The 20,775-nt window shown below is 69.4% G+C and carries 19 protein-coding genes and 3 riboswitches; of the genes, 13 read left to right on the top strand and 6 right to left on the bottom strand.

Going from position 1 to position 20,775, the window contains the following annotated elements; genetic code table 11:
* The first annotated feature begins 287 nt into the window (after positions 1-287).
* The 5 genes from LOZ83_RS14115 to metE all read left to right on the top strand — a co-directional run bounded on the left by LOZ83_RS14115 (position 288) and on the right by metE (position 5,080).
* A complete protein-coding gene (locus LOZ83_RS14115) occupies positions 288-488 on the top strand; it encodes a hypothetical protein (RefSeq protein ID WP_236790993.1) in 201 nt (66 codons plus the stop codon).
* Positions 489-522: 34 nt separating this feature from the next.
* A riboswitch (adenosylcobalamin (AdoCbl) riboswitch) is annotated at positions 523-610 on the top strand.
* Between the two features lie 48 nt (positions 611-658).
* Positions 659-868, top strand: coding sequence for a CbtB-domain containing protein (locus LOZ83_RS14110; RefSeq protein ID WP_236790992.1), 210 nt, complete (start codon positions 659-661; stop codon positions 866-868).
* 20 nt (positions 869-888) lie between these two features.
* Positions 889-1,728 carry a CbtA family protein gene (locus LOZ83_RS14105; protein WP_236790991.1) on the top strand — a complete coding sequence of 280 codons (840 nt, stop codon included), beginning with the start codon at positions 889-891 and terminating at the stop codon, positions 1,726-1,728.
* Positions 1,725-2,459 carry a (2Fe-2S)-binding protein gene (locus tag LOZ83_RS14100; protein WP_236790990.1) on the top strand — a complete coding sequence of 245 codons (735 nt, stop codon included), beginning with the start codon at positions 1,725-1,727 and terminating at the stop codon, positions 2,457-2,459. Before LOZ83_RS14105 ends, LOZ83_RS14100 begins: the two co-directional genes overlap by 4 nt.
* Before the next feature lie 20 nt (positions 2,460-2,479).
* A riboswitch (cobalamin riboswitch) is annotated at positions 2,480-2,694 on the top strand.
* Positions 2,695-2,818: 124 nt separating this feature from the next.
* Positions 2,819-5,080: a 5-methyltetrahydropteroyltriglutamate--homocysteine S-methyltransferase gene (gene metE, locus LOZ83_RS14095; RefSeq protein WP_236790988.1), complete on the top strand. Its 2,262-nt coding sequence runs from the start codon at positions 2,819-2,821 to the stop codon at positions 5,078-5,080.
* A 43-nt stretch (positions 5,081-5,123) separates the two neighbouring features.
* Here metE and LOZ83_RS14090 read toward each other — a convergent pair whose 3' ends face one another.
* The 3 genes from LOZ83_RS14090 to LOZ83_RS14080 all read right to left on the bottom strand — a co-directional run bounded on the left by LOZ83_RS14090 (position 5,124) and on the right by LOZ83_RS14080 (position 9,831).
* Positions 5,124-6,146, bottom strand: a complete 1,023-nt coding sequence (locus tag LOZ83_RS14090) for a ribonucleotide-diphosphate reductase subunit beta (RefSeq protein WP_308190214.1) — start codon at positions 6,144-6,146, stop codon at positions 5,124-5,126.
* The gene (locus tag LOZ83_RS14085; protein WP_236790987.1) at positions 6,143-8,863 is read right to left on the bottom strand and encodes a ribonucleoside-diphosphate reductase subunit alpha; all 2,721 of its coding nucleotides are present in this window, start codon (positions 8,861-8,863) and stop codon (positions 6,143-6,145) included. Before LOZ83_RS14085 ends, LOZ83_RS14090 begins: the two co-directional genes overlap by 4 nt.
* An 82-nt stretch (positions 8,864-8,945) precedes the next feature.
* Positions 8,946-9,159: riboswitch (cobalamin riboswitch) on the bottom strand.
* Between the two features lie 57 nt (positions 9,160-9,216).
* Positions 9,217-9,831: a TetR/AcrR family transcriptional regulator gene (locus LOZ83_RS14080; protein WP_236790986.1), complete on the bottom strand. Its 615-nt coding sequence runs from the start codon at positions 9,829-9,831 to the stop codon at positions 9,217-9,219.
* 176 nt (positions 9,832-10,007) lie between these two features.
* Here LOZ83_RS14080 and LOZ83_RS14075 point away from each other — a divergent pair, with 176 nt between their 5' ends.
* A complete protein-coding gene (locus LOZ83_RS14075; protein WP_236790984.1) occupies positions 10,008-10,859 on the top strand; it encodes a sterol desaturase family protein in 852 nt (283 codons plus the stop codon).
* Here LOZ83_RS14075 and LOZ83_RS14070 read toward each other — a convergent pair.
* From LOZ83_RS14070 to LOZ83_RS14060, 3 genes are all read right to left on the bottom strand, one after another.
* Complete coding sequence (locus LOZ83_RS14070; RefSeq protein WP_236792078.1) at positions 10,853-12,475, bottom strand: thiamine pyrophosphate-binding protein; 1,623 nt, start codon at positions 12,473-12,475, stop codon at positions 10,853-10,855. The genes LOZ83_RS14075 and LOZ83_RS14070 overlap by 7 nt on opposite strands.
* Before the next feature lie 2 nt (positions 12,476-12,477).
* Positions 12,478-13,251 carry a cyclase family protein gene (locus LOZ83_RS14065; protein WP_236790982.1) on the bottom strand — a complete coding sequence of 258 codons (774 nt, stop codon included), beginning with the start codon at positions 13,249-13,251 and terminating at the stop codon, positions 12,478-12,480.
* 86 nt (positions 13,252-13,337) lie between these two features.
* Positions 13,338-14,021, bottom strand: coding sequence for a DUF899 family protein (locus LOZ83_RS14060; protein WP_236790981.1), 684 nt, complete (start codon positions 14,019-14,021; stop codon positions 13,338-13,340).
* 280 nt (positions 14,022-14,301) lie between these two features.
* Between LOZ83_RS14060 and LOZ83_RS14055 the strand changes: the two genes are divergently transcribed.
* The 7 genes from LOZ83_RS14055 to LOZ83_RS14025 all read left to right on the top strand — a co-directional run bounded on the left by LOZ83_RS14055 (position 14,302) and on the right by LOZ83_RS14025 (position 20,771).
* Positions 14,302-15,057, top strand: a complete 756-nt coding sequence (locus tag LOZ83_RS14055) for an ABC transporter ATP-binding protein (RefSeq protein WP_236790979.1) — start codon at positions 14,302-14,304, stop codon at positions 15,055-15,057.
* Positions 15,044-15,754: an ABC transporter ATP-binding protein gene (locus tag LOZ83_RS14050; protein ID WP_236790978.1), complete on the top strand. Its 711-nt coding sequence runs from the start codon at positions 15,044-15,046 to the stop codon at positions 15,752-15,754. The genes LOZ83_RS14055 and LOZ83_RS14050 overlap by 14 nt, the downstream gene beginning before the upstream one ends.
* 4 nt (positions 15,755-15,758) lie before the next feature.
* The gene (locus LOZ83_RS14045) at positions 15,759-16,640 is read left to right on the top strand and encodes a branched-chain amino acid ABC transporter permease (protein WP_236790976.1); all 882 of its coding nucleotides are present in this window, start codon (positions 15,759-15,761) and stop codon (positions 16,638-16,640) included.
* Positions 16,640-17,659, top strand: coding sequence for a branched-chain amino acid ABC transporter permease (locus LOZ83_RS14040; RefSeq protein ID WP_236790975.1), 1,020 nt, complete (start codon positions 16,640-16,642; stop codon positions 17,657-17,659). The genes LOZ83_RS14045 and LOZ83_RS14040 overlap by 1 nt, the downstream gene beginning before the upstream one ends.
* Positions 17,656-18,894, top strand: coding sequence for an ABC transporter substrate-binding protein (locus tag LOZ83_RS14035; protein ID WP_236790974.1), 1,239 nt, complete (start codon positions 17,656-17,658; stop codon positions 18,892-18,894). Before LOZ83_RS14040 ends, LOZ83_RS14035 begins: the two co-directional genes overlap by 4 nt.
* Before the next feature lie 74 nt (positions 18,895-18,968).
* The gene (locus LOZ83_RS14030; protein ID WP_236790973.1) at positions 18,969-20,177 is read left to right on the top strand and encodes a cytochrome P450; all 1,209 of its coding nucleotides are present in this window, start codon (positions 18,969-18,971) and stop codon (positions 20,175-20,177) included.
* A 111-nt stretch (positions 20,178-20,288) separates the two neighbouring features.
* Positions 20,289-20,771 (top strand): hypothetical protein, encoded by a 483-nt coding sequence (locus LOZ83_RS14025; RefSeq protein ID WP_236790971.1) that lies wholly within the window; start codon positions 20,289-20,291, stop codon positions 20,769-20,771.
* Positions 20,772-20,775 lie beyond the last annotated feature (4 nt).

Below are 20,775 nucleotides of genomic sequence, written 5' to 3'. Positions count from 1 at the left end.
CCTTCCTGGTTCGTCCCCGCCGGCTGCGTGCCGCCACGATCCTTTGTGGACGGTGCGCAGCCGGATCTCTGTCCGGGGTCACCGTGGTGCGCGGACCGAATCGTGCCCAGATCCGGCCCCGTGGTCGAGGCCGGATCTGGGCGCCCCCGCGCGCGGCGTGAGCAGTCCATATTGGACGGTCTTGCTCGGGGTGGGTCTAGCGTGCGTGGCCGTCTGCGGGCGGTGCCGTTCCTGTTCCGCGATCTGTCGCTGCGTTTCGCGGCGGGCGTCGCGGCGGGGCAGCTTGCATGGCCTGCTCGCGCATCCTGATCCACCGCTCGATCCACCGCGACGTCACGGCCGCGGACGTGGAGATGTTCGTCAGCCCGTGGACTGCCCGGGTGTACCAGCTGACCGGGCCCGAAGCACATCCACCAGCCGCCGAAGCACAACCCGACACCGCCGCGCGTGTGCTGATCACCACGCCCACCCACGTTTCGGGCGATTGACGCGGCGTGGGCGCCCGGCTTACTGTTTCCGTACTGACGGTTTCGGGAAGCCGGTGGAATTCCGGCACGGTCGCGCCACTGTGAGCCCGCTGCGGCGGGTGAGTCAGGTCGAGAAGCCGTCACAACGCTCCACACGACAGGGGACGCACGATCCCTCCAGGAGGCTTGTGATGACTGCCATTCCCGCTGATTCGTCCACACCGGTGGTGCTGCCGGTTTCGAAGGCGGTCCTGTGGCTTGCCGGCACGACCGTGCTGGCGCTCATTCTGTACTACTTCATCGGCATCGACCAGGGCGCCACCTCGGTGTTCGGCAACGACATGCACGTCCACGAGTTCGTGCACGACGCGCGCCATTTCCTCGGCTTCCCCTGCCACTGAGCGCGGGGAGACAACCGAACATGGAGAAGAAACTCGTCCTGTGGGGCCTCGTCTCGGGCGCTCTCGCCGGACTGCTGGCGTTCGTGTTCGCGCGGATCTTCGCCGAGCCCCAGATCCAGGCCGCGATCGACTACGAAACCGGGCGGGACGCCGCGCAGGAGGCGTTGAACCAGGCCGCCGGGATCGCGCCGGAGCCCGCGGAGTCCGAGCTGTTCAGCCGGGCCATCCAGGCGAACCTCGGCATCGGGCTGGGCATGGTCCTCTTCGGTGTCGCGATGGGCGCGCTGTTCGCGGTGGTGTACACGGTGTGCCTCGGCCGGGTCGGCACGGTGCGCCCGCGCACGCTCGCGATGCTGGTCGCGGGCGCGGGATTGCTCGCGATCTACCTGACCCCGTTCGTGAAGTACCCGGCGAACCCGCCGTCGATCGGCCATCCGGACACCATCGGCGACCGCGGCGGGCTGTACCTGATCATGGTCCTCGGTTCGATCGTGTTCCTCGTCGCCGCGGTGTGGCTGGGCCGCCGGCTCGCCCCGAACCTGGGCAACTGGAACGCGAGCCTCGTCGCGGGCGCGGCTTTCGTTGTGGCGAGCGGGATCCTGATGGCGATCCTGCCACCGCTCGGGCACCTGTCCGCCAATGTCGCCGAGTACGGGATGCAGAACACCGAGACCCCGCAGCCGCTGACGGATCCGGCCGGGCACATCGTGTTCCCGGGCTTCCCCGCGGACTCCCTGTTCGAGTTCCGGCTCTACTCGGTCGGCGCGCAGATCATCCTGTGGGGTGCGCTCGGGCTGGTGTTCGGCCCGCTCGCCGAACGCGTGCTCCGGCGCGGCCGCGCGCTGGCGGCGACCGGGTGAACACGGACCCGGGCCGGCTGGCGGATCTCGCCGCGCTCGGGCCGTACTTCGCGGTGAACCACCATCCGGCCGGGATGGTGGTTCGTTCGCCGTGGCGGACCTTCGAAGCACTGGTCACCGATCCGGATGTGCTGCGGGAACGCGTGGGCGCGATCCGGCACGGGCTCGCCGCGATGGGCGGGCTGCCGGACGACGCGGTCGAGCAGCGGGTGGCGGCGTCAGTGACCCAGCTCGGCGTGGCAGCGCGCCTGCTGTCGCCCGCGTTGGCTGCCGCGGTGGGCAGCGGGATCGTGCTCGACCTCGCGCCGGGGGAGACGTGGTGGCAGCCGGTGCCCGGCGGGCCGATCCCGGTGTCGATCTCGTTGCCCCAGCCCGTGAATCCCGTGCCCGACCCGGCGGATCTGTTGGCAGAGCGGGTCTTCGGCGGACCGATCCGGGCGCTCGTCGAAGCGTTCGCGCACATGTCGGTGTCGCGCCGGATCTTGTGGGGCAATGTGGCGTCCGCCGTGCACGGTGCCGCCACGATGCTCGACCGCGCGCGTCCGGAGTGGACAGTGCGGACGCGGGCGCTGACCGCCGCGCTGAGGGAGCGGAAACCGTTGGCCGGTACCGGAAACGTGGACGCGCACGGCCGGTTCCGGCGGCACAGCTGCTGCCTGATCTACCGCGCCGCCCCGGACCGGTCGGGCCCGGTCTGCGGCGACTGCGTGCTCGCCCCGGAGCGGTCCTGACAGAGCCCGCGCGGTGGGCTACGCTCGGAAATGCTGGTGGTTCATCCCGTTCTCGGACGGGGTGAGGCAAGAGGGAACCCGGTGCGAGTCCGGGACTGCCCCGCAGCGGTGAGTGGGAACGACCGCCGTCAACAGCACTGGGCACGGGTGTGCCCGGGAAGCGACGGCCAGTAGGTCTGCCGGGAACGGTGGGTGCCCGCGAGTCCGAAGACCTGCCACCGGCCCGTGCGCCTCCCGGCGTGCGGAACGCTTCGGGCCTCGTGGGAAGGCCGGCGCGAACGCGGCACCCCTGTCGTTTTCCCGCCTGCTCTCGCGCGGGCTCGTGGTGTGGACCAGCGAGCTCGCGAGGAGAGAGCCGGATGAACCACCCGTTGCCCCCGATCGGATCGACCGTGCTGGGGTATCCCCGGATCGGCCCGCACCGGGAACTCAAGCGTGCCACCGAGAACTACTGGGCCGGGCGGACCGGCCCCGCCGAGCTCGAAGGCACAGCCCGCGAGCTGCGGGCGCGGACCTGGGCCGAACTGGCCGGTGCCGGGCTCGGCTCGGTGCCGGGTAACACGTTCTCCTACTACGACCAGATGCTCGACACCGCGGTCCTCTTCGGTGCGGTGCCGCTCCGCTTCCGCGAACTCGGACTGTCCGAATTGGACACCTACTTCGCGATGGCGCGCGGCTGCGAAGGGGTGGCGCCGCTGGAGTTGACGAAGTGGTTCGACACCAACTACCACTACCTGGTGCCGGAGCTGGCGCCGGACACCCGGTTCACGCTCGCCGGGGACAAGCCGGTGGCCGAGTACCGCGAGGCCGCGGCGCAGGGCGTGGTCACCCGGCCGGTGGTGATCGGCCCGCTGACATTTCTGTTGCAGGCCAAGGCCGCGGCCGGAGCATCCAAGGGCTTCACGCCGCTGGATCTGCTCGACCCATTGCTGGACGCCTACGCCGAATTGCTCGCGCGGCTGGCGGACGCGGGCGCCGCCTGGGTGCAGCTGGACGAACCCGCCTTCGTCGCCGACCGCACCGACGCCGAGTTGGCCGCGCTGGCCCGCGCGTACGAGCGTTTGGGTTCGCTGATCAACCGGCCCGGTCTGCTCGTGGCGGGCTATTTCGGCGACTTCGGGCGCGCCCTGCCGGTGCTCGCGAACACGCCGGTGGAGGCCGTCGCGGTCGACCTCGTCGCCGGTTCGAGCGCCGCCATCCCTGCGGTCACCGCCTTGCGCGACAAGACCGTGGTGGCGGGTGTGGTGGACGGCCGTAACGTCTGGCGCACCGACTTGGCTGCCGCCGCGTCGACGTGCGCGAGCCTGCTCGGTTCCGTGGGCTCGCTCGCGGTATCCACGTCGTGCTCGCTGCTGCACGTCCCGTATGACCTGGACGCGGAGACCACCCTTCCGGCCGCGCTGCGGGAGCGGCTGGCGTTCGCCCGGCAGAAGGTCGCCGAAGTGGTGCTCCTCGGCCGCGCGTTGAGCAGCGGCGACACAGATCAGCTTCATCGCACCGCGGGCACCGCGGAACGCCGCAACGATCATGTGCGTGGCCGGATCGCCGCGCTGCGCCCGGCCCACCGCCACCGCGCGCCCTATGCCGAACGTGCTGCCGCGCAACAGGAACGGCTCGCACTGCCGCCGCTGGCGACCACGACCATCGGCTCGTTCCCGCAGACCGGCGACGTGCGGCGGGCCCGCGCGGATCTGCGGGCCGGGCGGATCGACGAGGCCACCTACACCGACCGGATGCGCGCGGAGATCCGGCGGGTCATCGAGCTGCAGGAGGACATCGGGCTCGACGTGCTGGTGCACGGTGAGCCCGAACGCAACGACATGGTGCAGTACTTCGCCGAGCAGCTCGACGGGTTCGCCGCCACCGAGCACGGCTGGGTGCAGTCCTACGGCACCCGCTGCGTCCGCCCGCCGATCCTGCACAGTGACGTGTCTCGGCCCAGACCGATGACGCTGGACTGGACCACCTACGCGCAGGGGCTGACGAGCAAACCAGTCAAGGGCATGCTCACCGGGCCCGTCACGATCCTGGCGTGGTCGTTCGTGCGGGACGACCAGCCGCTGGGGATGACCGCCGATCAGGTGGCGCTCGCCCTGCGGGACGAGGTGCACGACCTGGAGGCCGCCGGGATCCGCATCGTGCAGGTCGACGAACCCGCCCTGCGGGAGCTGCTGCCGCTGCGCGCCGAGGAGCGGAAGTCCTATGTGGACTGGGCTGTCGGCGCGTTCCGGCTCGCCACGTCCGGGGCTGCCACCGCGACCCAGATCCACACGCATCTGTGCTACTCGGAGTTCGGTGACGTGATCGAGGCGATCGACGGGCTGGACGCCGACGTCACCACTATCGAGGCCGCCCGCTCACACATGGAAGTCCTCGCCGACCTGCGCGCCATCGGGTTCGCGCGCGGCGTCGGACCCGGTGTCTACGACATCCACTCACCACGGGTGCCCGACGTCGCCGAACTGACCGCCCTGCTCTCCGCGGCGGCCACCGCGGTGCCACCGGAACGGCTGTGGGCCAACCCGGACTGCGGCCTGAAAACCCGCGGCTACGCCGAAGTCGAACCCGCACTGCGCAACACCGTCGAAGCGGTGCACGCGGTCCGGGCACGACTGCGCTGAGACCGGTTGCCGCCCCCTTTCGCGGGGCGGCAACCACCGCGGTTCAGTCCCAGTCGAGCGAGCCGCCGGTCTGGTACTCGGTGACCCGGGTCTCGAAGAAGTTCTTCTCCTTCTTCAGATCCATCGCCTCCGACATCCACGGGAACGGGTTCTCGGTTTCGCCGAAGATCGGGACCAGGCCGATCTGCTGGGCGCGCCGGTCGGTGATGAAGTGCATGTACTGTTCGCACAGTTCCGCCGACAGGCCCAGCATCCCGCGCGGCATCGTGTCGCGGGCATAGGCGACCTCGAGGGCGCACGCCTCGGTGAGCATGCCGCGCACCTCCGCCTGGAACTCCGGGCTCCACAGGTGCGGGTTCTCGATCTTGATCTGGTTGATGCAGTCGATCCCGAAGTTCAGGTGGATCGACTCGTCACGCAGGATGTACTGGTACTGCTCGGCGATGCCGACCATCTTGTTGCGCCGGCCCAGCGACAGGATCTGCGCGAACCCGGTGTAGAACCACATCCCCTCGAACACGACGTAGAACGCGACGAGATCACGCAGGAAGTCCTGATCGTCTTCGCCGGTTTCCAGGCCGCGCGTGTACTTCAGCGCCCACGCGTCCTTCGCGGTGATCGAGGGCACCTCGCGGTACATGTTGAACAGCTCGCCCTCGACCAGGCCCAGGCTTTCGCAGATGTACTGGAAGGTGTGCGTGTGCACGGCTTCCTCGAACGCCTGGCGCAGCAGGTACTGCCGGCATTCGGGATTGGTGATCCGCTGGTACACGGCGAGCACGATGTTGTTGGCCACCAGGGATTCCGCGGTCGCGAAGAAACCGAGGTTGCGTTTGAGCATGGTCCGCTCGTCGTCGGTGAGCCCGCCGGGGGACTTCCACAGCGCGAGGTCGGCCTGCATCGCGACCTCGGTCGGCATCCAGTGGTTGCTGCACCCGGCGAGGTACTTTTCCCATGCCCAGTGGTATTTCAACGGCAGCAGCTGGTTCACGTCGGCGCGCGCGTTGAGCATCGCCTTGTCGTCCACACTGACCCGGGCGGCGCCCTGGTCGATCACGCTGGTCACTGGCAGGCCTCACAGTCGGGGTCGTCGATACGGCAGGCGATGGGTTCCGGCGCGACGGGGGCGATCGGCACGACGGCGTTGAGCTTGCCGTCGGTGCCCCGCAGCGTGCTCTTCTCCACGCTGGTCGCGGCCCGGGCCCGCAGGTAATAGGTGGTCTTCAGGCCCTTGTGCCAGGCGTGCCGGTAGAGCTGGTCGAGCTTGCGGCCACTCGGCGCGTCGAGGTACAGGTTGAGCGACTGGGCCTGGTCGATCCACTTCTGCCGGCGCGACGCCGCCTCCACCAGCCAGCGCGGTTCGATCTCGAACGCGGTGGCGTACAAGGACTTCAGGTCGTCCGGCACCCGGTCGATCTGCCCGAGGCTGCCGTCGAAGTACTTCAGGTCGCTCACCATGACCTCGTCCCACAAGCCGCGCGCCTTCAGCTCGCGCACCAGATGCGGGTTGACCACGGTGAAGTCACCGGACATGTTCGACTTGACGAACAGGTTCTGGAACTGCGGCTCGATGGACTGGCCGACGCCGCAGATGTTGGAGATCGTCGCGGTCGGCGCGATCGCCAGCACGTTGGAGTTGCGCATCCCGGTGGTGCGCACTCGCTGCCGCAGCACCGGCCAGTCCAAAGTGGACGAGTAGTCGACGTCGAGGTCGTCGTCACGACGGGCCTCGGCGAGCAGGCGCAGCGAGTCGATCGGCAGGATTCCCTTGCTCCACAGCGATCCCTCGTACGACTCGTACACCCCGCGTTCGGCCGCCAGCTCCACCGACGCCGAGATCGCGTGGTAGCTGACGTGCTCCATACTGCGGTCGGCGAACTCCACCGCCGCCTCGGACGCCACCGGCATGCCCAGCTCGAACAGCGCGTCCTGGAACCCCATCACCCCCAGCCCGACCGGGCGGTGCCGCAGGTTGGACCGCCGCGCCTCGGGAATCGTGTAGAAGTTGATGTCGATCACGTTGTCGAGCATCCGCACCGCGGTCCTGACGGTGCGCGTGAGCCGTTCGGTGTCCAGGCCGCCGGCGCTGACATGCTTGTACAGGTTGACCGAGCCGAGGTTGCACACCGCGACCTCGTCGGCGCGGGTGTTGAGGGTGATCTCGGTGCACAGGTTCGACGAGTGCACCACACCGGCGTGCTGCTGCGGCGAACGCAGGTTGCACGGATCCTTGAAGGTGATCCACGGGTGGCCGGTCTCGAACAGCATGGTGAGCATCCGCCGCCACAGCTCGACCGCCCGCACCCGGCGGAACACCTTGATCTCGCCCCGGTCGGCCGCGGCTTCGTAACGGCGGTAGGCCTCGGCGAACGCGGTGCCGTAGAGATCGTGCAGATCCGGCGTCTCGTCGGGAGAGAACAGCGTCCACTGCGCGTCTGCCTCGACCCGGCGCAGGAACTCGTCCGGCACCCAGTTCGCGGTGTTCATGTCGTGCGTGCGGCGCCGGTCGTCACCGGTGTTCTTGCGCAGGTCGAGGAACTCCTCGACGTCGATATGCCAGGTCTCCAGGTACGCACACGCCGCGCCCTTGCGTTTTCCGCCTTGGTTCACCGCGACCGCGGTGTCGTTGGCGATCTTGAGGAACGGCACGACGCCCTGTGACTCGCCGTTGGTGCCCTTGATGTGGGCGCCGAGACCGCGGACCGGGGTCCAGTCGTTGCCGAGCCCACCGGAGTACTTCGCCAGCAGCGCGTTGTTCTTGTACGCCTGGAAGATCGAGTCGAGGTCATCGTCCACAGTGGTCAGGAAGCACGAGGACAGCTGCGGCCGGGTGGTACCCGCATTGAACAGCGTTGGCGTGGACGCCATGAACTGGTGCGTCGAGAGCAGATCGTAGAACTCGATGGCACGAGATTCCCTGTCCTCCTCCCGGATCGCGAGGCCCATCGCGACCCGCAGGAAGAACGCCTGCGGCAGCTCGAAACGCGTCCGGTCGTGGTGCAGGAAGTACCGGTCGTACAGCGTCTGCAGGCCCAGGAAACCGAAGTCGAGGTCCCGTTCCGGCCGGATCGCCGCCGTCACGCGGTCCAGGTCGAACGTCGCCAGCTCCGGGTCGACCTGCTCCAGTTCGATCGCGCGAGCGAGATACCGGCGGAAGTAGCCGGCGTAGTCCAGCTCGTCCTGGCCGGCCTGCCGCGGCTCACCCGCGAGATAGGACAACGCCTCGCCGCGCAGCTTGTCCAGCAACAGGCGCGCGGTCACATACGAGTAGTTCGGTTCCCGCTCGACCAGCGTGCGCGCGGCCATGATCAGCGCCGCGGCCAGCTCGTCGGCGCTGATCCCGTCGTACAGGTTGCGCCGGGCCTCGGTCAGCACCGGTTCCGCCGACACGTCGTCGATCCCCGCCACGGCCTCCGCGACGACCCGCTCGACGCGGGCCCAATCCACGTGCGCCGACGCGTCACGTTCCGCCGGCTTTTCGCGGGCCTTGGCCCGTTCCTCCCGGTAGAGCACGTAGGCACGCGCGACCTTGTGGTGACCGCCGCGCATCAACGCCAGCTCGACCAGATCCTGGATCTGCTCGATCTGCACCGCCTCGGCATGGGCATGCCACCGCAGCGACGTCTCCACCTCACCGGTCAGCTGGCCGACCACGTGGTGGATCCGCGACGACGCGGCCGCGCCATCGCCTTCCACAGCAAGGAATGCCTTGCCCAGCGCCACCGAGATCTTGCCGGCATCGAACGGCGACACGCTGCCGTCGCGCCGGACAACCCGAAGCACCACAGTATTTTGGGCAGCAGAAACAGCCACTTGGGGCGTCAAGACTCTCTCCTCGCGAGCTCGCACTGAACCCGCGCGCCGGGATGGCGCGCGGACCGGTGGCAGGTCTTCGGACTCGCGGGCACCCGCCGTATCGGGCGGACCTACTGGCCGTCGCTTCCCAGACACCCGGGTCCAGTGCTTCGTTGACGGCGGTCGTTCCCACTCACCGCTGCGGGGCAGTCCCGGACTCGCACCGGGTTCCCTCTTGCCTCACCTCGTCGCACGCGAGGTGAACCACCAGCACGAGAGACACTACATGTTGTGGCTTACCAGATGAGGTACCCCATAGGATGTGGGCGTGTCGGGCCTCTTCAGCGACCACCGATGCTGAAGATGGCTGTGATGATGCGCTGCCAGCGGGCGGTCAGCTGCTCGGCCGTCTCGTCCGGATGGGCGATTGCCCAGCCGACCACCGCGTCGACGATCGCCGTCCAGACGGTGGCAAGCGCGTCGATGTCTCGCGCGTCGTGATCACCGAGGGCGCCGAGGAAGCCGGTGACCCCGGTGGTGGCGAAGTCGTTGAGCTGACGGCGATAGCGGTCGACGAGCGCGCCGGCGTCGCCGGTCCGTGGCGCGGTGGGGTCGTAGAACACCCGCCACGCGGACCGCTCGGGGCCCAGCGCCTCGAAGATGCCGTTGAGGACGTTGATCGGGGCGGAAAACGTGTCGCTGCCGTCCATCTCGGCGTGGATGCGGGCGATCAGCGGCTCGGCGATCCGGCGGAAGCACGCGACATACAGGTGTTCCTTGGTGTCGAAGTGCTGATACACCAACGCTTTCGAGATGCCGGCCGCACGCGCGATCGACGCCATCGAGGCGCCGGCGAACCCGTGTTCGGCGAATTCGCGGGTCGCGGCCGTGACGATCTCCTGCCGCCGGTCGGCATGGGCCATCCCCTTGGTGCCGAGTCCCGCGACCGTTGACATGGCACCGAACTTACCCTACGGTCACTTCACGCGAAGTGACCGCAGTGTTACCAATCCGGCCGAAAGTAGGCGGACACGGTCCGCAGCCGACCTGCTCGTCGACACCGTTTCCGCCGTGGCTGCCGTCGGATTGGTAACGAACGGCAGAGTATATCGTGCAGTGGGAAGGACCGGCCGTGTCACTGTGGGACCAACTGAACGAGCCGGTCACTTATGCGATCCCGTTCTTCGTCGCCGCGCTCGTGGTCGAGGTGCTGTCACTGCGCGAGCACGGCGCGGACCGGGCGGGCTACGAAAAGACTGATGCGCGCAACAGTCTCCTGTCCGGCGCCGGCTCGCTGATCTTCAGCGGTGGCGCGCGGGTGCTGGCCCTGTTCGGATACGCGGTGCTGTATGTGGTTTCGCCGTTCAAGCTCGACCCGCACAACTGGCTGGTCTGGGTCGGTGTGGTGATCGGCGTCGACCTGCTCTGGTACGGCTACCACCGGATCTCCCACCGAGTGCGGCTGGTCTGGGCCGCCCATCAGGTGCACCACAACAGCCGTTACTTCAACTATTCCACCGCGCTGCGGCAGAAGTGGAACCCGTGGTTCGAGATCGTGGCCTGGACTCCGTTGCCGCTGCTCGGGGTGCCGCCGTGGATGGTGTTCACCGGGTTCTCGGTCAACCTGATCTACCAGTTCTGGGTGCACACCGAGACGATCGGGAAGCTGCCGCGCTGGTTCGAGTTCGTGTTCAACACGCCATCGCATCACCGCGTGCACCACGCGAGCGATCCCGAGTACCTGGACAAGAACTTCGGCGGCATCCTGATCATCTGGGACCGGATGTTCGGCAGTTTCCGGGAAGAGACGTTCCGGCCGACCTACGGTCTGACCAAGAACATCGGCAGCACCAACGTGCTGACGCTGCAGTACTACGAGTTCGGCGCGCTGTGGCGGGATCTCCGTGGCGCACGCCGGTTCCGGGACGGCCTGCGCTACGTCTTCGGCCCGCCTGGCTGGGAGCCGGAACCGGCTCCTCAGTGAGCGTGGAAGGCCTCCGCGAGCCACCATGAGCCGCCGTCGTCGGTGATCTTCGCGTCGATCACCAGCGGGGCGCTCCGCGGGCCGCCGAGCCAGTCCACAATGGACGCCAGGTCGCCCGCGGTGCGCACCGTGAGGCCGGTGCACCCGAAACCCCTTGCGATGGCGGCAATGTCGGTGGGCGGGAACCGGACAGTCGTGTGGTCGCCGGTGAAGTGGTGCACCTCCGCTCCGTAGGCGGCGTCGTTGTAGACGACCACCACGAGCGGCAGGCCCAGCCGCACGGCGGTTTCCAGTTCGGCGGCGGCCATGTGGAACCCGCCGTCGCCGAGTGCCGCGACCGGCAGCCGGTCCGGCCGGGCGATCGCGGCGCCGATCGCGGTGGCCAGGCCGAGGCCGATGGACTGGAAGGCCTGCGTGAAGCAGAACCCGAACTCGTCCGGCACGCGCAGGTAAGCACTCGGATATCCCATGAAGTTCCCCGAATCCACCGAAACCACGCGCTCGGCGGGCAGGATCCGGTCCAGCTCCGCGGACAGCGTGCGCGGGTCGATCAACTCGGCTGTCGACTCGTCGGTGTAGTCGGCGGTGGACCAGCGGGCGCGCGCGGCGATCCGGCCACGGAGCCCGGAGGAGCGGTAGCCGGGCGTCACCCGCTGGCCCAGTTCGGCGAGGACCAGGCGGGCGGTAACAGCCGCGTCACCGACCACGCCGACGTCGATCGGGCGGTGCGCGCCGAGGGCGCTCGATTCCAGATCCACCTGCGCGAGCCTTGCGGTGGAGCCGATCAGCTTGCCCTGCCGGGTCGTCCACGGGTTGAGCGCGCAGCCCCAACCGACGACGAGATCCGCGCCCTGGATCAGTTCCGCGGCCAGCGGCGACGCGAAACCGCCGGAAATGCCCAGCGCCCAAGGGTCTTCGTGGAACAGCCCGTGCGCCACCGCCGACGTGGCCAGCAGCGCACCGCACGCGTCGGCGAGGGCGCGGATCTCGGCGGCGGCTCCGCGCCCGCCCCGGCCCGCGATGAACACCGGCCGCTCGGCGGCGGACACCAGTTCGGCCAGCTCTGTGATCGCGCCGGGATCGGGCCGCATCGCCGGGGGATTGTCCAGTGGCGCAACGGTTTCCGGGGTGGGCACCGTCATCGACTGCGCGTCGAGTGGAAGGTTGAGCACGACGGTGCGGCGTTCGTGCAGCGCGGTCCGGTACGCGCGGACGGTGTCGGCCACCGCGGTCTCCGGACTGTGCACCCGCTCGGGAATCGCGCCCACCGAGCGGGCCAATCCGTCCTGGTCGATGGTGAAGTTGTTCAGGGGATCGGCGGTGTCCGCGGTCAGCACGAGCAGCGGGGTGCGGCTCTTGGCCGCCTCGCCGATACCCGTGACGGCGTTGGTCAATCCGCAGCCCTGGTGGGTCGACACGATCGCGACCCGGCCGCTCATCCGGGCGCAGGCGTCCGCCGCGGTGGCCGCGCCGCCCTCGTGGCGGGTCGCGTAGAACGGGACGCCACCGGCCCGCAATGCGTTGGTGACGTGGAAGTTCCCGCTGCCCACGACCGCGAACACCGGGCCCGCGCCCAACTCCGCCAGTACCCGGCCCACCGCCTCGGCGACGAGCATGCTCACCTCTCCACGAGCGCGTACACCCGGGCCGGGCTGCCCGAACCGCCGACGATCGGCAGCGGCGAGACCACCAGCATTGTGCCGGTGGCGGGCAGCCGCGCGAGGTTCTGCAACTGGGTCAGCCCGCACTTCCCGGCGCCCAGCAACCGGTCGTGGCACGGGAACATCGGCTCCAGCTCGCCCGCGCGCCCGGCATCGGTGCCCACGGTCTCCACCCCGAACCCGGCGATCGGCGCCTCTTCGGCCAGCCACCGCGCGCATTCCGGCGAAACCCCGGGCGTGTGGGACGCGCCCTCGCTGACATTGAGGAAGCTGTCCTGATCGGCCGAACGCGCGTCCCAGCCGGTGCGGTAGAGCAGCCAGCCGCCGTCCGGCAGCGACCCGTGCTCGTCCTCCCACTCGCGGATGTCCTCTATCCCCAGCAGGAAATCGGGATTCCCGGCGACCTTGGCCGAGGCGTCGAGCACGACCGCGGGCGCGATCAGGGTGCTCAGCGGGATCTGGTCCACATTGTGCCCGTCCTTTCCGGACACCCAGTGACTGGGCGCGTCAACGTGGGTGCCGACATGCTCGCCGGTGTGGATGTCGTTCCAGTACCAGCGCGGGCCGCGCTCGTCGTAGCGGCTGATCTCCTCCAGGCGGAAGCTCGCGGTGTTCGCGAACGGCGGCGGCAGCTGCAGCACGGGCGTGCTCGCCGAGAGCGGCGCCGTCAGGTCGACGACCTCGACATCGCGGGTCTGCAACGCGGACAGCAGGTCGGTCAGCACGGGCACGGGAACCTCCTGGGGTCGGGCAGGCGCCACACACCCTCCCATACCCGTTTCGCCCGCCAGTGAAGATCGCGGCAGGTGGGCCCCGGTCAGGCCTCGCCGTAGCGGGCCGCGACGTCCTCGGAGCTGACCCACCGGCTGTAGGTCGGTGACTGCGGCCAGCCCTCGGGCGAGTCCTGCCACTCCTCCTGCCGTCCGTAGGGCAACAGGTCGACCAGCGCGAAGGTGTGGGTGAGCTGCTCGGTGCCGCGGCCGTTGGTGTGCCACGTGCGGTACACCTTGTCGCCGTCGCGCAGGAACACGTTCACCGCGAACCCCTCGCCGGGCGGCGCGCCCACGTCGGCGCCGAAGGGGCTGTTCGCGGTCGAGTACCACGGCATCTTGTTGCCGACCCGCCGCTTGTACTCGAGTGCCTCGTCGATCGGTCCCTGCGTCACGATGACGTACCGGGCGTCGTAGTTGTCCAGGAACTCCAGCCGGGTGAACTGCGCGGTGAATCCCGTGCAGCCGGGGCACTGCCATTTCTCACCGGGGAACCACATGTGGTTGTAGACGATCAGCTGCGATTTGCCGTCGAAGACGTCGGCCAGCCGGACCGGGCCGTCCTCGCCGTCCAGGATGTACTCGGGCAGCTCGACCATCGGCAGCCGGCGGCGCTGCGCGGCGATCGCGTCGAGCTCCCGGGTCGCGGCCTTCTCCCGGACCCGCAGCGCTTCGAGCTCACGCTGCCAGGTCGCGGCGTCGACGACGGGCGGTAATGCGTTACTGCTCATGAGACCCTCACTGGTCGCGGTTCACGGGTGGTCACAGTAGAGACCCCGGCCCGCCGTGAAACTCATCGGCGCCCGGCAAGATCGCCTGAAATACCACGGCTTTCGCGGGGCGTCGAGGCGGGAAAGCCACTTTTCCATCGGACGGAAGATCACCGGAACCGCCCGTCCGCGCGCCCTAGACTGCCGACGGCATTGGCGGACCGCGAAGGAGCGGGATGGGCCCGGGTGCGGTGACGACGAGGCGAGGTGCGCGGTGGCCGCTCGCCTGAGTCTTCGCGGCGTGAGCCTGCATTTCGGCGGCGTGATGGTGCTCCAGGACGTCACTTTCGATGTCGAGCCGGGAGTCATCCTCGGGCTCGTCGGCCCGAACGGTGCCGGGAAGACTTCGCTGTTCAACTGCATCAGCGGGCACTACCAGCCGGTCGCGGGCTCGATCACGGTCGACGACGCCGAGGTCGCCGGCACCACCCCGGCCAGGCTCGCCCGGCTCGGGATCGCCCGCACCTTCCAGCATCCCGCCCTCCAGCTCGACGCGACCGTGCTGCAGAACGTGTTGCTCGGCGGGCACACCCGGCTGCCGGGCGGACCGGTGTCGTGGTCGCTGCGGTTGCCGCGGATCGCCCGCGCCGAGCGCGAGATCCGCGCGGAGGCACAGGAACTGCTCGACCGCGCGCACCTGGGCTGGGCGGCCGGGCGCCGCGCCGAAGAGCTGTCGCACGGCCTGCACAAGGGAATCGAGCTGTGCCGGGCGCTGCTGGCCAAACCCGCGCTGCTGCTGCTCGACGAACCCGCGGCCGGGCTCTCGCACGGCGAGGTCGAGCAGCTCGTCGACACCATCCGCCGGGTGCGCGCCGAGGCGGACATCACCGTCGTCATCGTCGAGCACCACATGGGCTTCATCTCCGCGCTCACCGACCGGGTCGTCGTGCTCGATCACGGCCGCAAGCTGATGGAGGGCACCGCCGCCGAGGCGCAGTCCGACCCGCGCGTCATCGAGGCCTACCTCGGGAAGGACGCCGCGGATGACGCTGCTTGAGCTGTCCGGGGTGACCGCGTCGTACGGCCCGGTGCGGGTACTGGACGACGTCTCGCTGACCGTGCCGGACGGTGGCGCCGTCGGCATCCTCGGCGCGAACGGCGCCGGGAAGACGACGACACTGCGCGCGATCAGCGGCACGGTCCGCACCACCGGCCGGATCACCTTCGACGGGCGGGAAATCCGCGGCCTGCGCCCGGACCGGGTGGCGGCACTGGGCATCGCGCACGTGCCGGAGGGCCGCGGCACGCTCGCGCAACTGACCGTGCGGGACAACCTGCGCGTCGGCGCGTACCGGCGCAAGGACCGCAAGGCGATCGCGGCCGACCTGGACTACTGCCTCACCCTGTTCCCGCAGCTGAAGGACCGCCTGACCGCGCACGGCGCGGCGCTGTCCGGGGGAGAGCAGCAGATGCTCGCCGTCGCCCGCGCGTTCATGGCCAGGCCCCGGCTGCTGCTGCTCGACGAGGCGTCCCTCGGCCTCGCGCCGAGTACCGCGAAGGCCGTGTTCGACGCGATCGGCCGGCTGCGCCGGGAATCCGGCATCGCCATGGTCGTCGTCGAGCAGAACGCCAACCTCGCGTTCACCCTCGTCGACACCGCGACCGTGCTCGAAACGGGCCGCACCGTGCTGACCGGTCCCGCATCCGAGCTGAAGGGCGTGGACGAGATCCGGCGCGCCTACCTGGGGGGCTGAGACGGTGGGAACGTTCATCCAGCTCGTGATCGACGGGCTCTCGACCGGCTCCATCTATGGCGCGCTGGCGCTCGCGATCGTGCTCGTGAACCAGGCGACCGGACTGATCAACTTCGCGCAGGGCGGCCTGGCCGTGCTGTCGGCCTACATCGCGTACAGCTTCCTGGGGGCGGGAGTGCCGCTGCTGCCGGCGATCCTGCTCGCGGTGGTCGCGTCGTTCTTCATCGGGGCGGGCGTCGAGCGGGTACTCATCCGCCGGTTCGAGCGCGGCGAACCCGATACGGCGATCGTCGTGACGATCGGGCTGCTGACGCTGGTCACCGGTGTCTGCGCCTGGGTGTGGAGCTACAACAACCTCCAGTTCCCCTCGCCGTTCCCGCTCACCGGCGTGAAGATCTTCGGCGCGGTCGTCAGCGTCCGCTCGCTCGGCACGACGATCACGATCATCGTGATCATGCTGTTGCTGCAGTTGCTGTTCCTGCGCACGAAACTCGGGCTCGCGCTGCGCGCGGTCTCCGACAACCCGGCGTCCGCGGCGTTCTCCGGCCTGCCCGTCGGCGGGCTGCTGATGGTCGGCTGGGGGCTCGCCGCCGCGCTCGGCGCGATCGCCGGCTCACTCGTCGCCCCGCAGCTGACGCTGACCCCGGGGATGCTGGACAACGCGCTGGTGTACGCGCTCGCCGCGGTCATCCTCGGCGGCTTGAACAGCCCGGTCGGCGCCGTGGTCGCCGCCTGGCTGATCGGTGTACTGGAGAACCTCGCGGCCGTGTATGTGCCGTTCATCGGGCATGACCTGAAGATCGCGGTGCCGTTCGTGCTGATCTTCGTCATCCTCGTCATCCGTCCCCAAGGCCTGTTCGGGCGGAAGGTCGTGGCACGGGTCTGATGAGCACGGTGCTTCGGAACAGGTGGGTGCGGCTCGGGCTGGTGCTCGCGGTCGCGATCGTGCTGATCGCGGCCCCGCTGCTGCTGCCGGTGTTCGCCAACCAGACCGTGACCCGCATCGGGGTGTACGCGGTGGCGATGCTGGGGCTCAACATCGTGATGGGCTACACCGGCCAGGTCAATCTCGGGCAGATCTTCTTCGTCGGGCTGGGCGCGTACGTCGCCGCCTACGGTGTCACGCACGACTGGAACATCGTGCTGGTGTTCCTGGCGTCGTGCCTCATCCCGGGCGTCGTCGGGCTGGCCGTCGCGCTGGCCGCCGCCCGGCTCGGTGGCCTCGCGATCGCGATGGTCACCATCGCGCTGCCGATCGTCGGGGTCCCACTCGCCAAGCGGCTGGCCGGACTGACCGGGGGTTCGCAGGGCGTCTCGGCGCGGTTCTCCGGCGCGCCGGACTGGTCCGGCCTCTACGACGACCAGTGGCAGTTCTACATCATGGTGCTCGTGACCGCGCTGTCGTTCCTCTTGGCGCGCAACCTCGTCCGCGGCAAGTTCGGCCGTGCCCTCTCAGCGGTGCGCAAGAACGAGGCGGTCGCCGCGTCGGCGGGCGTTTCCCCTTACCGCTACAAGGTTCTCGCCTTCACGGTCGCGTCGATCTTCGGCGGGATCAGCGGTTTCCTCTATCTGGCCGCCGTGCAGTACACGTCGCCGGAGACGATGAGCTTCGGCCACTCGATCGAACTGGTGGCCGCGATGGTGGTCGGCGGCGCGGGAAGCATCACCGGCGCGCTGATCGGCGGCGCGTACTACGTGTTCATCCCGCAGTTCACGAACTCGATCGATCCGAACCTCACCGCGGTCGGCCAGGGCGTGATCCTGCTGGTGGTGCTCTTCGTGCTGCCGGGCGGACTGGTGAGCCTCCCGCGCGTGCTCCGGCGGCTCGGCTCGCGACGGGGAACCGTTGTCGCACAACGGCAACAGGTGCGGCAGGAGCAGACAGAAAGGCAGGGCCAGGCATGAACATCCGAAAACGTTTCGTCGGCGTCGTGGCGATGGTGTCGATCGTCGCGCTGGCCGCGGCGGGCTGCGGCCGCGGCGGCACGCGCGGCGAGTCCGCCAGCACCGGTATCACCGACACCTCGATCAAACTCGGGATCACGACCCCGCTGTCCGGCCCCACGGCCGGTCCCGGTACCTGCACGGTCGCCGGTGTCACGGCGTATTTCGGCGCCGTCAACGCGGCGGGGGGCGTCAAGTTCGGCGACGGCAAGACCCGCAAGGTGGAGATCAAGAGCTACGACGACGCCTACGACCCGCAGCGGGCGCTGGCGAACTTCCAGCAGATGGTCGCCGACGGGATGTTCGCCGCCACGGCCGGGCTCGGCACGCCGACCAACCGCGCGTTCCGGGAAGCGGCGATCGACGAGAAGGTGCCGCAGGTGCTCGTGATGACCGGCGACCCATTGTTCAGCAGCCGCAAGGACAGCCCGTGGCAGCTCGGCTTCGTGCCGATCTACCAGAACGAGGGCGCCGCGTTCGGCAAGCTGCTCGCCGCGTCGGGCGCCCCGCACAAGGTCGCGGTGCTGGCGCAGAACGACGACTACGGCAAGGGGTACGTCGACGGGTTCAAGCAGGGGATCGCCGGTGCCGCCAACGTCCAGATCGTGAAGGAGCTGAGCTACGAGGCCACCGACACGTCGGTCGACGCGCAGCTGACCGAGCTGGCGGGCAGCGGGGCGGACGTCTTCTTCAACGCGATGTCGATCACGCCGCTCGCGATCGCGGCGCTGCAGAAGGCACAACAGGTCGGCTGGCACCCGAGCTGGTTCCTCCCGTCGAACACCTCGAGCCCGGGCGCGATCCTGCAGCCCGGCGGCGCGGCGGCGTACCCGGGGATCTACTCGGTGGCGTTCTCGAAGACACCGCAGAGCCCGGAGTTCGCCAAGGACGCCGACGTCACGAAGTTCCTGTCGGACCTGAAGACCTACGCGAACTACCCGGACCTGCCGGCGTTCCCGCACTGCGCGTGGAGCTACATCGTGGGCGCCACCCTGGAGCAGGCGTTCCAGAAGATGACCGACCCGACACGCGACGGTTTCATGACCGCGCTGCGCGGTATTTCGGGCTTCCGGGCGCCGCTGATGCTGGCGGGCACGTCGGTCGACACGACGGTGGACGGCCAGCCGGCGGTGTCGACGGTCGTGGTGCAGAAGTACAACGGAAAGGGTTACGCCACGGTGACGAACTTCGGGTGACCGCGGGCAGCGCCAGCCATTCGATTGTCGCATCGGCATGATCGCCGCCGCCGGTCCGTGTTTTCGTGTCGGGTATGACCATGCCGTTGCCCCGGTTGCCCTTCGCGCGGCCGAACGTACTCGACCTCGCGCCGCTGTATGCCGTGTTGCGGCGCGAGGCTCCGCTGACGAAGGTGCGGACGCCGGCCGGTGACCCCGCCTGGCTGGTGACGGCTTTCGAGGAGACGCGGGAGATCTTCGCCGACCGCCGGTTCGGGCTGTCGCATCCCGAACCGGAGCGGGCGGCCAAGATCTCCCGGGCGGCGATGTTCGCCGGGCCGCTGGGTTCGTTCGAGGACGAGCGGCGCCGGCACGAGCGGATGCGGCGGCTGCTGGCGCCCGCGTTCACGCCCGGCCGGATGCGCGCGCTGGCGGACCGGATCCAGGAGCTGACCGACCGCTGCCTCGACGACCTGCAGGCCGCCCACGACGCGGCGCCGGGCGAACCCGTCAATCTGCACGAGCTGCTCGCGTTTCCGTTGCCGGTACTGGTGATCTGCGAACTGCTCGGCGTGCCCGCCGCGGACCGGGACCATTTCCGGGGGCTGTCCGACCGGATCAGCATGCTCGACGGCGGCGCCGACGCGCAGGCGGCGATGGCGGAACTGAACGCGTACATGGCTCGCCTGGCCGAGGTGAAGCGTCAGCACCCGGGCGCTGACGTCGTGTCGGATCTCGTTGCGGCGCAAGCGGAAGATCCCACCTTCGGCGACGACGAGGTGGCGTTCCTCGCCAGCATCCTGCTGTTCGCCGGGCACGAGACGACGACCACCAGGATCGATCTCGGGGTGCTGTTCCTGCTGACCGACCCGAGCCGCCGGGACGCGTTCACCGCTGACCCCGGGAACCGGGTGCGGGCGACCGTCGAGGAGATCGTCCGGATGGCCGCACCGGGCGGCGTCGGCCAGCCGCGGTACGCGCACGAGGACGTCCAGATCGGCGGGGTCACCATCGCGCGCGGCGACGCCGTGCTCATCGCCAGCACCGCCGCCAATCGCGACGGTGCGATCTTCGCCGATCCCGACGAGTTCGACCCGGACCGCGCGCCCACCGGCCACCTCGGTTTCGGTCACGGGGCCCACTTCTGCCTCGGCGCCAACCTGGCGCGCGCCGAGCTGCGGACGGTGTTCGTGGCGCTGTTCAGCCGGTTCCCGGACCTGCGTCTCGCCGTTGACGTGGAGAAGCTGGAAAGCCGCTCGAACCGGTTCACCGGCGGCGTGGACGACGTTCCCGTGCTTTGGTGACGCCGGCGAACTCGCTGCACGAAATTGCCGAACTTCATGTGACACCCGGTCCCTTGTTGTCATACTGGTCCGGCCTCGGCGCCGAAGCGCGCCGGGCCGGAAGGGGCCGGCATGGACGCGCATCGCTTGCGGGACAAAGCGGACGCCAGGCGGCTGCTCCAGGAAGCGCACCGCGAGGCGGCCCGGCACCACCCCGGCAAGGTGCTCAAGGCCGATGAGGTGCGCGAACCGTCCGGCGCCGGCACGGCGGAGCTGGTCGGCGACGGCGGCCGCATCGAGCTGGACCCGGGTGAGATCGCAGCCGCGGACGCCGAACTGCGGCGGCGCTCCGACGAGCTGTCCCAGCTGCTGGCGCAGGCCCAGGATCTCGAAGCGCCGCTACGCGACGGCACCGGCCCGGTGTCGGGCCACCTGCGCAAGGCGTTCGGGCAGCGCGGTTCGGCCGACACCGGAGTCCAGGCGGTGCTGCGGAGCTACCTCGACGAACTCGGCGCGCTGCGCGACGCGATCCGCCAGGCCGCGGCCGGGCACGCGGAAAACGACGCGAACGCCAAGGACATCATGGCCACGCTGAACGGCGAGCTGGGGGAATGACCTG

The sequence above is a fragment of the Amycolatopsis sp. GM8 genome (genome assembly GCF_021653975.1).
GTDB lineage: Bacteria > Actinomycetota > Actinomycetes > Mycobacteriales > Pseudonocardiaceae > Amycolatopsis_E.
The sequence above is the reverse complement of the archived record's forward strand: the minus strand, read 5'-3'. Positions and strand labels throughout refer to the sequence as shown.

Bases quoted from the DNA above. Each gene is read 5' to 3' on its own strand.
- LOZ83_RS14110 (WP_236790992.1), top strand. From the start codon at position 659: ATGACTGCCATTCCCGCTGATTCGTCCACACCGGTGGTGCTGCCGGTT.
- LOZ83_RS14080 (WP_236790986.1), bottom strand. From the start codon at position 9,831: ATGTCAACGGTCGCGGGACTCGGCACCAAGGGGATGGCCCATGCCGAC.
- LOZ83_RS14035 (WP_236790974.1), top strand. From the start codon at position 17,656: ATGAACATCCGAAAACGTTTCGTCGGCGTCGTGGCGATGGTGTCGATC.
- LOZ83_RS14025 (WP_236790971.1), top strand. From the start codon at position 20,289: ATGGACGCGCATCGCTTGCGGGACAAAGCGGACGCCAGGCGGCTGCTC.
- LOZ83_RS14060 (WP_236790981.1), bottom strand. From the start codon at position 14,021: ATGAGCAGTAACGCATTACCGCCCGTCGTCGACGCCGCGACCTGGCAG.
- LOZ83_RS14105 (WP_236790991.1), top strand. From the start codon at position 889: ATGGAGAAGAAACTCGTCCTGTGGGGCCTCGTCTCGGGCGCTCTCGCC.
- metE (WP_236790988.1), top strand. From the start codon at position 2,819: ATGAACCACCCGTTGCCCCCGATCGGATCGACCGTGCTGGGGTATCCC.
- LOZ83_RS14050 (WP_236790978.1), top strand. From the start codon at position 15,044: ATGACGCTGCTTGAGCTGTCCGGGGTGACCGCGTCGTACGGCCCGGTG.
- LOZ83_RS14040 (WP_236790975.1), top strand. From the start codon at position 16,640: ATGAGCACGGTGCTTCGGAACAGGTGGGTGCGGCTCGGGCTGGTGCTC.
- LOZ83_RS14115 (WP_236790993.1), top strand. From the start codon at position 288: ATGGCCTGCTCGCGCATCCTGATCCACCGCTCGATCCACCGCGACGTC.
- LOZ83_RS14070 (WP_236792078.1), bottom strand. From the start codon at position 12,475: ATGCTCGTCGCCGAGGCGGTGGGCCGGGTACTGGCGGAGTTGGGCGCG.
- LOZ83_RS14030 (WP_236790973.1), top strand. From the start codon at position 18,969: ATGACCATGCCGTTGCCCCGGTTGCCCTTCGCGCGGCCGAACGTACTC.